Source organism: Lederbergia lenta NBRC 16444, from assembly GCF_001591545.1.
Classification (GTDB): Bacteria; Bacillota; Bacilli; order Bacillales; family Bacillaceae_C; genus Lederbergia; species Lederbergia lenta.
Genome location: NZ_BCVC01000001.1, coordinates 1,121,540 through 1,134,328, shown reverse-complemented (window position 1 = coordinate 1,134,328; position 12,789 = coordinate 1,121,540). Strand labels below are relative to the sequence as shown.

At 35.4% G+C, this 12,789-nt stretch carries 13 protein-coding genes and 1 pseudogene; 2 read left to right on the top strand and 12 right to left on the bottom strand.

What is annotated here, in order from left to right; all coding sequences use genetic code 11:
* Nucleotides 1-22 precede the first annotated feature (22 nt).
* Together BLE01S_RS05260 and mntR are read right to left on the bottom strand one after the other, a co-directional pair.
* On the bottom strand, nucleotides 23-700 hold the full coding sequence (locus BLE01S_RS05260; protein ID WP_066137959.1) for a class I SAM-dependent methyltransferase: 678 nt from the start codon (nucleotides 698-700) through the stop codon (nucleotides 23-25).
* Nucleotides 701-750: 50 nt separating this feature from the next.
* A complete protein-coding gene (gene mntR / locus BLE01S_RS05255; protein ID WP_066137956.1) occupies nucleotides 751-1,194 on the bottom strand; it encodes a transcriptional regulator MntR in 444 nt (147 codons plus the stop codon).
* A 240-nt stretch (nucleotides 1,195-1,434) separates the two neighbouring features.
* Between mntR and cspD the strand changes: the two genes are divergently transcribed.
* Nucleotides 1,435-1,638, top strand: coding sequence for a cold-shock protein CspD (gene cspD / locus BLE01S_RS05250; RefSeq protein WP_066137954.1), 204 nt, complete (start codon nucleotides 1,435-1,437; stop codon nucleotides 1,636-1,638).
* Between the two features lie 62 nt (nucleotides 1,639-1,700).
* Here the strand turns inward: cspD and BLE01S_RS20345 are convergent, their stop codons facing one another.
* Together BLE01S_RS20345 and BLE01S_RS05245 are read right to left on the bottom strand one after the other, a co-directional pair.
* Nucleotides 1,701-1,880 (bottom strand): zinc-finger domain-containing protein, encoded by a 180-nt coding sequence (locus BLE01S_RS20345; RefSeq protein WP_082788592.1) that lies wholly within the window; start codon nucleotides 1,878-1,880, stop codon nucleotides 1,701-1,703.
* A 23-nt stretch (nucleotides 1,881-1,903) separates the two neighbouring features.
* Entirely contained in the window at nucleotides 1,904-2,563 is a 660-nt protein-coding gene (locus BLE01S_RS05245) for a reverse transcriptase-like protein (RefSeq protein WP_231955919.1), read from the bottom strand.
* 89 nt (nucleotides 2,564-2,652) lie between these two features.
* Here BLE01S_RS05245 and BLE01S_RS05240 point away from each other — a divergent pair, with 89 nt between their 5' ends.
* Entirely contained in the window at nucleotides 2,653-3,039 is a 387-nt protein-coding gene (locus BLE01S_RS05240) for a reverse transcriptase-like protein (protein WP_066137947.1), read from the top strand.
* Nucleotides 3,040-3,144: 105 nt separating this feature from the next.
* Here the strand turns inward: BLE01S_RS05240 and BLE01S_RS05235 are convergent, their stop codons facing one another.
* From BLE01S_RS05235 to cypC, 8 genes and pseudogenes are all read right to left on the bottom strand, one after another.
* Nucleotides 3,145-3,615, bottom strand: coding sequence for a YndM family protein (locus tag BLE01S_RS05235; RefSeq protein ID WP_066137944.1), 471 nt, complete (start codon nucleotides 3,613-3,615; stop codon nucleotides 3,145-3,147).
* Between the two features lie 147 nt (nucleotides 3,616-3,762).
* A pseudogene (locus BLE01S_RS05230) lies at nucleotides 3,763-4,237 on the bottom strand (amino acid permease); the annotation flags it as partial.
* 206 nt (nucleotides 4,238-4,443) lie between these two features.
* Entirely contained in the window at nucleotides 4,444-4,941 is a 498-nt protein-coding gene (locus tag BLE01S_RS05225; protein WP_066137938.1) for a DUF3231 family protein, read from the bottom strand.
* 256 nt (nucleotides 4,942-5,197) lie between these two features.
* Nucleotides 5,198-5,482, bottom strand: coding sequence for a DUF6123 family protein (locus BLE01S_RS05220; RefSeq protein ID WP_231955918.1), 285 nt, complete (start codon nucleotides 5,480-5,482; stop codon nucleotides 5,198-5,200).
* A 143-nt stretch (nucleotides 5,483-5,625) separates the two neighbouring features.
* Nucleotides 5,626-6,537 carry a 5'-3' exonuclease gene (locus BLE01S_RS05215; protein ID WP_066137937.1) on the bottom strand — a complete coding sequence of 304 codons (912 nt, stop codon included), beginning with the start codon at nucleotides 6,535-6,537 and terminating at the stop codon, nucleotides 5,626-5,628.
* 64 nt (nucleotides 6,538-6,601) lie between these two features.
* Entirely contained in the window at nucleotides 6,602-7,447 is an 846-nt protein-coding gene (locus BLE01S_RS05210) for a sulfurtransferase (RefSeq protein WP_066137933.1), read from the bottom strand.
* A gap of 26 nt (nucleotides 7,448-7,473) precedes the next feature.
* A complete protein-coding gene (locus BLE01S_RS05205) occupies nucleotides 7,474-11,076 on the bottom strand; it encodes a dynamin family protein (RefSeq protein ID WP_066137928.1) in 3,603 nt (1,200 codons plus the stop codon).
* Nucleotides 11,077-11,498: 422 nt separating this feature from the next.
* Nucleotides 11,499-12,761 (bottom strand): CYP152 family fatty-acid peroxygenase CypC, encoded by a 1,263-nt coding sequence (gene cypC / locus BLE01S_RS05200; protein WP_274379899.1) that lies wholly within the window; start codon nucleotides 12,759-12,761, stop codon nucleotides 11,499-11,501.
* Nucleotides 12,762-12,789 lie beyond the last annotated feature (28 nt).

Genomic DNA, 12,789 nt, shown 5'->3' with positions numbered 1-12,789 from the left:
TACCTTCCCCTCCCATTCATTTTTAACTTTCTCGTTGCAGTATAAACAATTGCATAAAAGTGAGTGCTTGTTTTAATTCGGTTGATAGGCCGAGTAAAAGCTTTTCAGATACGCCTTTTTTGTATACACCTTTTTCCGCAATTTTTCTCCAGCCATTTTCTCTAGCAAGTCGTTCAAATTCCCATGGCATCATTGTATTACATATCGCATTTTTTCCAATTAATCTTGGATAACTATTTTCACGCGGTTTCGCCGTTGGTCCTAATATTCCGATACATGCGTAACCGCCATTTTTAGTAATTCTATGTATTTCGTAAAGCGATTTAAATGGATCTTTCGTCCATTCTAGACAATTAATCGCAATAACACCTGTAAAACTTTCATCTCGAAATGGCAGATCTTGCACATCTCCTGTGATAAAATGAATATTTTCATTATTTTCTTTCGCTAGCCTGATCATTTCTTCCGATATATCTATTCCGATTACATGATAACCTTGCTCCATTAGCAACTTGGAACCATAACCATCGCCACAACCTATATCGATAATATCCACACCATAAGGAATATGCTTCCTAAAAAAAGGTATGATATCTTTACGACTCCCTTTTTCCCACATATCCACACTATTTGTATGCCAATAAGAAGCTTTTTGATTCCATGAAGTTTTGACATCTTCATTCCAAGAGTATTCACTCATCTTTAACCCTCCTCTCTATTTATACAAATCAGTATAAAAAAAGAACCAGGTTATATTGGTTCTTTATCACTTACTTCCTCTTCGCTATTTAAGTGCAGCAATTCTAATTCTTTTACTCGTTTGGAATCAGCTTCGAAATATTGAACGAGGTCACCTATTCTATCGATTGAATTCCAACTCAAATGATGTTCGATGCCTTCCACATCTTCATAAATGTTTTCTTCCTTTACACCGATTATATGCAAAAACTTTTCTAGGAGATCATGACGTTCTACAAGTCTCCTGCCTATTTTCTTTCCTTTTGACGTGAGTATTAGTCCTCTATATTTCTCGTAAATAAGATAGCTATCTCGGTCTAACTTTTGGACCATCTTAGTAACTGATGATGGATGAACAGCTAAAGCTTCTGCTATATCAGAGACTCGAGCGTATCCTTTATTTTCAATTAATAAATATATTTGTTCAATATAATCTTCCATACTAGGTGTTGGCATTCTATCCCTACCCCTTATAAGTATTTATAAGCATCTAAAAGTTTACTATATAGCTTTGCTTTTCACAAGGATAGGCATACTCATCTCATCCAAAGCTTTCTATTGTTTCAATAAATAGATAATAAGGCAATCGCCTTTACATTGAAAGTGTTTTATCGTAATATAAAAATATCATCTATATACCGATGATAATATTTTTGATAGCACATTGTGCTGTATGATTTAGGAGGAATAAGTACTATGCAAAACGGTAAAGTAAAATGGTTTAATAATGAAAAAGGATTTGGCTTTCTTGAAATTGAAGGCGGCGACGATGTATTCGTTCATTTCTCAGCAATTTTAGGTGAAGGCTTCAAATCATTAGAAGAAGGCGAAGAAGTTTCTTTTGAAATTGTAGAAGGAAATCGTGGACCTCAAGCAGCTAATGTAACTAAACTTTCATAATATAATTGTAAAAGCTGGCAAAAAATTTGCCAGCTTTTATATTTAACCAGAGGTTCTATTCCTCATTTTAATAAGGTTTTTCCTTTAGTCTGAATATGTTTTCCGACAGTACATTGCTTTATACAAAATGTATGTGCTTGAGCTTTACTATATGTCTTCCTATGGTATGTTTTTAAAAAACAACCTTCACAATAAGTAGATAGTAATTCATCTATTTCTTTAATTATTTGACAACGCTTCATATTTATAACCTTTCTGCCATGGATTAAACCATTTTCGAATGGCTCTGAATTATTTTGTTTTCAAGTGCTTGGGTAGCAAGTTTATCCGCCTCTTTGTTTTCCGTTCTTGAGATGATTTCATATGAAGGCTTTATACCTAACTTTGTAATTTTTGCTTCAATTCTATCCAGCCATTTATTTAAAGTCTTTTCGTAACACGGCCACTCTCCTGCCAACTGTTTTAGGACACCTTGAGAATCTCCTCTAAATATACATGGCAATTGTTTCATCCCTATCTCTTCCAATGATGATAGTGACTGATACAACGCCGCGTACTCTGCTTCATTATTGGTTTCAAGCTCATCTAATTTTGCATTTATTCTATATCTATATGTGGCATTTCCTTTTTCATAATAAATAACGATACCAATCCCTGATTCACTAGTATCTCTATCAAAGCCTCCATCAAAATAAACAACTGGGTTTTTCGGTTCACTTTCCATCTTTTGTTTCAGTTTTTCATACTCTTTTCTGTTCCATTCTCTCCCCATCTCATCCATAATGGTTATATCCTTTATTCTTCCTGTTTTCTGTAAATCCACGAGCAATGGATCTGTATATTTTTCTTCTATCCATTCGGATTCAAATGGAACTGCGATTGTTTTTGTGCCTTGATAAGTAATTTTTAATTTTATTTTCATCATTAGTCACACCTTTCGTTTAAGGCGAATCTGTTCTTTATTATGATACTTCCCGGAGGTTTTATTATTAATCATTGAAAGGAGAATTTCAAATGGTTGAGGTTTATATTGATGGTGCGAGCGCTGGTGACCCAGGATTAAGTGGTGCTGGAATTTTCATTAGAAATAACGGAAAAGTAGAAAGCTTCTCTATTCCATTAGGTGTAATGGACAATCATGAAGCAGAATTTCATGCTTTAATTTCAAGCTTAGATATCTGTTTGGAAAATGGATATTCCATCATCTCTGTACGCTCCGATTCTTCCGCGGTTGTTAACGCAATAGAAAAGGAATATGTACGTAATGTGAAATATCGACCACTATTAAATACAGCTTTGGAATTATCAAATAGGTTCGATTTATTTTTCATAAAGTGGATACCCTCCAAAGGGAACAAACAAGCAGATCGATTAGCTCGGAAAGCCATTTACGAACGATGACATAATACTAAACATATTATTTTATCCAGAATTTAAATATTGTATTTACAAAAACATTTAATTTAATAAGGGGAACTCCTATTTGGTTTCCCCTTTCCGTAATGATTAAGTTGATTTAATATAATCGTTCATCTTCTTTTTTTTATTTTTATCACTTTCTGGGTACAGCTCTTCTGAAGCCTCTGTTTGATATTGCAGGATTTCTGATTGATGACCAACTTCTTTTGGGGTTTCGTCAATTACATATTTTGCTACATATTTATGAAAAATCAATTCAAATAGTGCGATCCCTAATGCTGAAATTAATGAAATGGCAAAGGTATTCTGATTAGTTGTTAAATTAGCTGTCATTACCCATATAACAATTAAGGCAAGACCAAAATCTGAAAAAGTTGCAATCATATTGTTCGTTCTTGGCAGTATAAGCAAATCACCTATTAAATAGGAGGTAATCCCCAGAACCATTGTAATCAAAAACACATTAGTAAAACTTAAACCATAGATTACTCCAAGCAAAATATACAGAAGAACAAGGCTAGAAATGAATTTAATTGCTAGCGCTGTAACATGCTTCATTCGATCATCTCCTTATCCTGTATTCTGCTTAGTTTAAGGGATTTTATCCCCCAAAAAGTTCTACTCCTTTCGACACCAAAAATTAAACACATTATCTCACTAGCAGATCTATACTTGAACAATTTTCCTTTAGCTACTCATTTTTTTAAAGATGTTTTGGATCTGCTCAAATCCCTTCGTACCTATGACAACAACTAGCACACCAAGAATTGCGTAACCTGTAGCAAACATCCATAATTGGGACATTCGGGGAACCAAAACCTAGAAAGAATAGATAATACCGTTAGTTGACTTCCAGTGATTAGCATTTCAGAGAACCAATAAACCCAGCCAGTCGAAAGCCAGCCCAAGCATCATATGCCTTTTTAGCGTAAGAACGAAATGAACCCTCTTGAGGATCCTGGGCAGACATTTTTGCCAGCACTTCAAAAACGATATATGTACCTATTCCCGCAAGTATAAAGGAAATAAGATTAGAAGGTCTCGTCATCTTAATACCAATACCTAAACCTAAAAAGTATCCTGTTCCAATAATACGTCCAACACCTATAAGGGACAACTGCCACCAGGCCAATTTTTTTAAGTTGTCTTTATTCTTTTTCTCCTTTTGGTGAGCTTGTATTTTCAACAGTAATCCCTCCTTATGTTCAATTTATTATTAGCGAGGGTCATTTTAATATATAGCTAAACATGTTCCATGTACCATAGCAGCACAGTAAAAAACTTTACCTTTCCTAGGTAAGTTAATAGGAGCCCTCCAAAAAATCGGGCTCCTTTACAGCATACCATTGCATTAAGAACATTCTCCAGAGGATGCTCTATGTTCAATTATTTATGATGTAGTGGAGGAGGTATTAACCATCCTTTTTCCTTATTTAAACGAAGTAGTTTTGCACCTAGCGCAGCTTTTTGCATATGGATTTGACCGAACATTACCGCAATGTCTTCCCGGATAGATTGTCCCATAATTGTGCTGCATGCTATTAAGCCAGCTGCAGTATCAGCTGATAATTTAGCCGCAATTTCAGGATCCTGGAAACGAGCACCTACTGGGATTTCATCCACGCTGGTGTTAGGCCGTTCGGGTGGAGCGGGTGGTAATCCAACCCCATTTTCCTTTAATAACTCTTCTATTTGTTTCATTTCATTCGTGCAATGCTGGATTGATTCTTCTATCAGCTTTTTCAAGTCCTCGTCCCCGGCATGATTAGTAAGTGCCTGATAAGCAGCTACCATTCCTTTACCTGTCATTAAAAAAGACCATGTTCCAAATACTTCACCATAATGCATTGGTTCATCTTTTGGATTGCCACTTAATATTCCCAACATAATCCTCCTCAAGCTAGCATATTTTTTACTAGTTTATCTTGCCCTTCTGGATTAATTGCATACTTACTAATTGTTTTTTTAAATAAACATATTATATGCAATAAAGTTAAGCGCTTCAAATAGCCAGTTTAATCATCTTCATTTACCATAGTCCTAAAACGAAGCGGGATCATTATATAAAGGTATAGAAAAGCGACATTTCGTATGTATCGAAATGTCGCCTTTTAGAGTATATATTAAGTTATTATTTCTATCATGAATTTTTAAGCAAACCAATATCCTTGGCAAATTCATACGCCTGCACACTCGTTTGAATATTGTTTTCTTTCAGAGTTTCAAGTAAAGATAAATAAAAGCTACCGTCAAATCTTTTTTGATTTTTAAGCGTTAATTCGATGGATAGCGTAACAAGATTGTCTGTAGATCCAGTTAACTGCTTTCCGAAGTATATAAACGAGATAGCATCTTCTTTAAATTTAAAACCTTTATCTTCTAAATTTAGAAGATAATTTTCCAAATCATAATATTTCAATGCCAATGAATTCTTCCCCTTTGCGTTTAAATAGGAAAGTAGAACCCTGAATAACTATACTAAAATTGGTATTTTTAAATAGCGGCTACCAATAAAAAAATCTTCGACGCAGTTTATACTTAACTTACTGGCGTCTGAGCTATTACTTATTAACTACTAAAAATTTCCCCTGCTCCAGAGTACATGGATGATTTAAGCAAATAACTGTGTATTGTTTTCAACTCATGTTCTGATATGGCATCCCATGCTGTAGAAGGGACTTCTTCCCATGTGCAATCATTTATATTTATTTGCAGGAGTGGTGTGTCACATTTTATTTTGGCTAATTCCCTGCATAAATGTAAGACTTCTGTTTCTGCTTCAATCTTCTTTCTTTGTCCTGGTGTAATATGTGCAATGTTTTCTAATAAACCCTCAATATGATCGTATGTTTGGATGAGCTTCAATGCTGTTTTTTCACCAATCCCTTTTACTCCCGGGTAACCATCACTAGAGTCGCCCATCAATGCCTTCACGTCTATAAGCTGCTTTGGGAGTATGTTAAATTCATCCCATACTAAAGAAGTTGTATATGTTTTATAGTTGCCCATCCCTTTTTGCATAATTAGGACTTGCACATTCTCATCTACTATTTGGATTAAATCTCGATCACCAGTTAGTACAGAAATATTCATTTGATCTTTATACTGCTCGCAAATTGTTCCGATACAGTCATCTGCTTCAAATCCTGCTATTCCAATGTTAGGAATGTTAAAAGCAGTAGTAACCTCTTTCGCAAGATCAAATTGAGGAATCAATTCTTCTGGTGCAGCACCTCGGTTAGCCTTGTACTCCGGATATAAATCATTACGAAATGTCACACTACCCATATCCCAACAAACTGCCACATGCGTTGGGTTTACATGTTCAACTGCCATCAGTAAATGTTTGATATACCCTTGGACCGCATTGGTCGGCACACCCGCAGTATTGACCATAAAATATTTACTTACTGCTGTTGCATAAAAGGAACGGAATAAAAGTGCCATTCCATCGATTAATAATAAATGCTGTTGTTTCATTACTAGATACACCTCTCCAAATCATTTCATTCTTCCATTATAACATATGAAAACAGAGCCGAAATTAAGGCTCTGTTTTGTCAGTTATTCCTTCAACCGGATTTTCATCATAAGAAACCCAATCAGAGTAGCTGCCTGCATATAATTTTACATTCTCAAATCCTGCACTCATCAGGTTAAGAATATTTGGCGTCGCAGTTACCCCTGATCCACAATAAACAATTATTTCAGTTGAATGATCTAATTCAGTAAATCGAGCTATTTGATCTTGTTTGCTTTTCCATTTACCATCCTTAAATCCCTCCGTCCATACTTTGTTTATCGCACCAGGAATGTGACCAGGCCTTTTATCCATTGGCTCTGTAAGTCCGAGATATCGTTCTTTAGCTCTTGAATCTATTAATACCGCTTGCTTGTCTGCACTTCTTTGTTTAACTTCAAGATAAGTTGCTAGCATATGCTTATTCTCAAAAATAGAAAATACCGTCTCTTCGTATTTCATTGTATGTGAGGTTATAGGATAACCTGCATCTTTCCATTTCTTTAATCCTCCATCCAATACATACACTTGGTCATGTCCGATATATGTTAGTAACCACCAGAACCGAGAGGCAAATGAGCCCTCACCATCATCATAAGCTACTACAATCGTTCGATTATTAATACCGGCTAATTCTAATTTATGCTTAAATACACTTAAGTCTGGTAAAGGATGCCTTCCGCCATGTTCTTGTACAGGCCCTGATAAATCTTTTTCTAAATCAAAGAAAACTGCTCCCGGTATATGATCCTTTTTAAAAGTTCTTTGTCCATATGATCGATCTGTTAGCGAAAACCTACAATCAATAACTCTTATATTCACATTATTTAATCGCTCATTTAACCATTCGGTTGATTTAATATAGTGCATTAGCATTCCTCTTTTCAATGAAATCATTATCTCTGTAATGTAGATTGGATTTTCATCCATTCTGAAAGTTTTTTGTTATCAGTTAAAGCAGTAATCCAAGCGTCGTATTGCTCATCTGTATCAAATCTGATGTTATCCACCATTTCTGAAAACTTATCATGAAGTGCTTCTCCATAATAATCATTTAACTTAACACGTTCACTTTCTAAATAACTTTCAGCTAAAGGAGATAATAAATCTTGCAAAGCTTCTTCCATTTGCTTTTTTTCGTTATTTTCAAAGAATGCCTTAGGATTTTTGAAATACTTAAAAACAGTTTCTAAAGGCTTACGTTCTACGCGAACAAATGCAGATTCAAAGTTAGGTGTAACTCCATTCTGTATTTGCAGTTGAGAAAGTGTAATCTCGGATTGTATGGACTGTAATTCTTTTTCTATCTCTCCAAATCGGCCATAGAGTAGTTTTTTCGTAAATTGTTCTAACCGCAAAGATGTAGCTCTCATTTCTTGAGCAAAATCATAGCCCATTGTCGCTAATAATTCATCTAATTGTTTTTTCAATTGATCTCGACTATTTCCTTTTAGCACTGCTGGATTGAATGCTTCCTTAAAAAAGTCTGGGAAGCGGAAAAACACTCTTTGTTTAACATAAAATAAAAGTTCCTTTATCTCTTGCTTAAGTCGATCACTCAATATGTTAGCTTTATTCTCTAAAAGTAATCTATCTATTTTTTCTTTTGTAGAAATTAGCGATTCTCGTCTTTGCGTTTTTACACTTTCATCTTCATTGGCAGATTGGATTAGCTGTTCAAGCATAACCAATACTCTTTGGTAATCCTTTTCAGCTGAATTAACAGCCATTGCATTTAAATCTTTATCTAAAAAGTAATTAAATTCATTTGTAAATGCTTCTAAGTTGGAGGCTTTCTTATCCTCAGCTATTAAAGCTAATTTGCTTGATAACCCATAAATTTTCGGGAAACGAATGCCATTTTTAGTAAGCTCACTTTTTACGTACGTAAGCACTTCTGCTACTTCTTCTTCAGAGCTAGCTAAATCAATAGCATTCACAATAAAAAACATTTTATCAAGTTCGAAAGCGTCCTTTACACGACCAAGTTGAATTAAAAACTCTCGATCTGCTTTTGAAAAAGCATGGTTATAATATGTTACAAATAGAATCGCATCGGAGTCTTTTATATATTCAAATGCAACTCCTGTATGTCTGGCATTGATGGAATCTGCACCAGGTGTATCTACTAATGTGATCCCTTTCCTTGTAAAAGAACAATCGTAAAACAAATCAATTGCTTCAACAAAGCATGATTGTGCTTCATTCGCAACAAAACTTTGAAACTCTTCTAAGTTTGTTTTAATATCCGTACCAAGCTTTTCACGATATAACTCAAATCCTTGGATAAATGCAGTCAAAAACGTTATATGAATCTTTTCTTTTCCCTCTCCCTTTTGATGGGAAAGAACTTTCGAGATAACTGAAAATGCTTCTTCTAATGTAGTAGTTGCATAATTGAACATCGATAATGACTCGTTTATATCTGCTAAAAGTTGATCAGCTTCTTTTAAACGTACAATAGCTGTACCATGAGCGTTTTCATTCGTCGGCGGGCAAATACGATTAATGGCAGCCGTCGTTGGGTTGGGAGATACAGGAAGAACACTTTCACCTAATAATGCATTGGCAAATGATGACTTTCCTGCACTAAAAGCTCCGAATAAGGAAATCGTAAAACTTTGGTGCTTAAGCCGTGAGCTCTTTTCAAATAATTGTTCTGTCATTCTGTTAAAGCCTTTTATTCCCGACAATAAGGTAACAGCGCGATCTAGTTTTTCAATTATCGTATCCCTATCGATCGATGAGTCTATTTTTGTATTATATTCTTTAAGGGGCTCAACAACAGCGGGAATCGCTTCAGGTATGTTCACATTCTCATCATTATATATGGCTACATCTGATTTTTCTTTCTGCCATTTTTTGACCAAAGTTATTAATTGTTCTTCTTTCCCTGAAGAAATATAAAGCAGGCCCTTCTTCTCATCATACTCTTTTTCCAACTCGATTAATGATCTTAGTGCAGTAGTTTCTTTTTCTAGCTTAGCTAAATGTTTATTTACCATTATCAGTTGTGTATCTATACGAACTTGCAATGTGTCTGCAACAGCTGTCTTAAACTGATCAGAAGTCTTCCTTGCTATATTCCTAAGGCGATTGGCTATTTGTTCACAATAATGGAGTACATACTCACCATTTATTCCGGCTCCTTTATGAATCGCATCAGTGAGCAAACTTTCATCAAATGTAATTTCGATTTGTTGTGCTGCTGCTTGCAGATCCTCATCAAGAAGCTCTGTTTCCTCCACTTTTTTCACTGCTAGTTGTTTCAGATGCCAATTTATTTGCGATTCTACCTGTTTTTTAACACCCATATAGAATGCTTGCAACCTAGCTGATCTTTCGTCATCTGTTTTCTTTTTGCTAAATAAAAATCCTTTTTTAAAATCTGCTTGGGCGGAAATTAAGTATTGCTCTGCAAGCTCCCTCGTCTCAAAGGGCATTAAATAAGCATTTTTCAGAATCACTTCACGATCCTTTTCAAACGCCTTTTCCCAATTTGGCGCAGTGTGCATGACTGTTTCTTTTTCAATCTTTAATTTACTCTCTTCTATGAATAGCGTCCGAAGTCCTTCTTCGGAATATTCAGCAACTACTTGTTCATATGGCTGTGTAGCTAAGTCCATTTCCTCTTGCAGCCAGGCTTCATGTTCAGTAACTAACCGATTAAAGGCTGCATCTATTGTCCCCTGTATTAAGTCATCATGATGTAAAAAAGCATGATCGATCAATGATTTTATCGTAGCAAATTCATTTTCTGGGTGGTTTGGATCTTTTAATGTAGTAAAATATATTCCTGCTGGCTCTACTTCCCAACTAGTAAACGAATCATGGACAGACTTTTTAAAGGAAGTGAATGATAACTCTTGCTCATTATGCTTATCAATTTGATTAATGATCAAATATAATTTGACACCATGTTTAAGTAAATTTTTCGTATACATAAAATTAAGTTCTGATTGTACATGGTTATAATCCATCACATAAAATACAATGTCAGCTAAGTGAAGTGCCGATTCAGTAGATATGCGATGCGCATCATCTGTTGAATCTACTCCTGGTGTATCCATAATAGTTACACCTTTGGGAAGTAACGAAGTCTTTTTTCCTATTTCTATATTTGTTACATCACCATTTTTGCAGTATGCTTTTACAGTTTCAAAATTATATGGTGCCTGGAATAATAATGTTTTTTGAGAATGCGAATACACTTTCGCATAATCTTCGGATGACTTTAATACCTTTACTAAATTCGCGCTTGTAGGTATCGGACTTGAAGGCAGCACTTGATCGCCAATTAAAGCATTAATCATCGTCGATTTTCCCGCTGAAAAATGACCACTAAAGGCAGTAATGAATTCCTTTTCATGTATTTTTCTTAATAATTGTTCTGCTTTTTCAACCCGAACGCGATCTCCATTTTGCTGAAATCTATCCAATAATGTAAGTGTTTTTTGAAGTTGGCTATCTTTGGTAATCTCTTCTAATATGTTAACCATGTTGCTAACAAACTCCTCATCATGCTCATTTCCTTCTATTTTACCTAAGTTTTCAATATTTTCATATAGATTCGTATGAGTTCCTTAAAACAAAAATGCAAGCGCTCGTTCAGGGCCAGCAAGTATAAGATAAGATGGCTAGAAGGTTGGTCTTAACCTTCTGCAAATTGACTTATCGTAGAAAAAATCGTTCAGTTTATTAGTCACTGAACGAAGATCAACTTAGATCGCCATGTCCGGGGACAATTGTATATAGGGACATCGAAGTTAGACGAAGAGCTCCTTTTTAAAAGTTTCCCACTAACCTACTGTTTTATGATCTCATATAAAAAAAGAATATTGCCTATTAGCAACATTCTTCCAAATTATATGATTTAAATTAAAATTTGAGCTTAACACCAACTGAACATTAACTTGGTTTTCTAGGATTTCTTCTCTATATTTTTAAGCACTACGCTGCTTTTAGGTATACTTGGAATGTTTACCAAACTGAAACTTAAGTCTTGATTAGGAATTTCATAATCAATTTGATTCATTAGATAATCTAGACTCACTTTCATGACTTCCATCGTAACCCACTCACCAGCACATCGATGGTCCATAAAATAATCGCCACCGCCTTGAGGGATGAAATCAAATGGGCTGCCTTCCCAATCAACAAATCTCTCTGGTTGGAACACATCCGGATTGTTCCAAATTTCCGGATCATGATTCGTACCATACAGATCAAGCAAAGTTAATATCCCTTTCTTAAATATATACCCATTCCAAGTAAAATCCTTTTTCACCTTTGCTGCAGCAAACGGAAAAAAAGGATAAAAGCGACGAACTTCCTGTACAAACATCTCTGCATATTTACCGTCATCTGACTTAGACAATTTTTCTGTTTCTTCCGGGAAGTGATGCACTGCCAATGCCGTAAAATTGATATAAATGGCGATAGCCACAATCGGTCTTAAAATATTTATCACTTCCACGGCAGCAATGCTGGTGTCTAGAAGATTTCCATCTGGGTCTTTGTGCCAGGCAATTGTATGTAACGCTGTTCCTTCTGTTGGATTCACTCTCTCATCCCTCACCTGATCGATAAGCGTATCCATCCACTTTTCCACTTTATTTTGGCTATATCTTCCTTGCCAATGCTCTGGACCGATCGCGGCAGGCGCTTCGAACATCGCACTGAGCTCTTTTGTCTTTTGCTTTAATTCATCTTCCTTTAATGGTACACCAGCCCATTGACATGCTGTAATGCATAAGATTTGCTTCGCTTCTTCATATAATACAATTTTATCCATCTGTTTCCATTCATTAATCGCAATCTCCCATTGTTTTTTCAAGATGTCATTCAGTCTTTTTATTTGTTCGGGTGACATCAGCGACATAAACATTTCTTTACGATGTTTGTGTGCCTGACCATCTAACGTCTGGACACCCTTTTCACCAAATAACGTTTCCACAACCCTCTTTGGTGCTGCACCGTTTCTCTTGAATTTCTCGTTATCATAAAAAATTTTAGTTGCTTCCTTTCCACCCATGCATATTGTCTTTTGCCCAAGCAAACGGGTCTCGAAAATATCGGATGCAAAACTACTACGTCTATTCTTTATATACATATATCCTTCCCTCATAAGGCTTAGACTATGATCCAAGCCTTCTTCATAAGGCATTTCATTTGTATTAGACACTTGTCTTCATCTCCTTCTTCCTGGAGTT

Bases quoted from the DNA above. Each gene is read 5' to 3' on its own strand.
- BLE01S_RS05240 (WP_066137947.1), top strand. From the start codon at position 2,653: ATGGTTGAGGTTTATATTGATGGTGCGAGCGCTGGTGACCCAGGATTA.
- BLE01S_RS05235 (WP_066137944.1), bottom strand. From the start codon at position 3,615: ATGAAGCATGTTACAGCGCTAGCAATTAAATTCATTTCTAGCCTTGTT.
- BLE01S_RS05210 (WP_066137933.1), bottom strand. From the start codon at position 7,447: ATGCACTATATTAAATCAACCGAATGGTTAAATGAGCGATTAAATAAT.
- BLE01S_RS05215 (WP_066137937.1), bottom strand. From the start codon at position 6,537: ATGAAACAACAGCATTTATTATTAATCGATGGAATGGCACTTTTATTC.
- BLE01S_RS05260 (WP_066137959.1), bottom strand. From the start codon at position 700: ATGAGTGAATACTCTTGGAATGAAGATGTCAAAACTTCATGGAATCAA.
- BLE01S_RS05205 (WP_066137928.1), bottom strand. From the start codon at position 11,076: ATGGTTAACATATTAGAAGAGATTACCAAAGATAGCCAACTTCAAAAA.
- cspD (WP_066137954.1), top strand. From the start codon at position 1,435: ATGCAAAACGGTAAAGTAAAATGGTTTAATAATGAAAAAGGATTTGGC.
- BLE01S_RS20345 (WP_082788592.1), bottom strand. From the start codon at position 1,880: ATGAAGCGTTGTCAAATAATTAAAGAAATAGATGAATTACTATCTACT.
- mntR (WP_066137956.1), bottom strand. From the start codon at position 1,194: ATGCCAACACCTAGTATGGAAGATTATATTGAACAAATATATTTATTA.
- BLE01S_RS05245 (WP_231955919.1), bottom strand. From the start codon at position 2,563: ATGATGAAAATAAAATTAAAAATTACTTATCAAGGCACAAAAACAATC.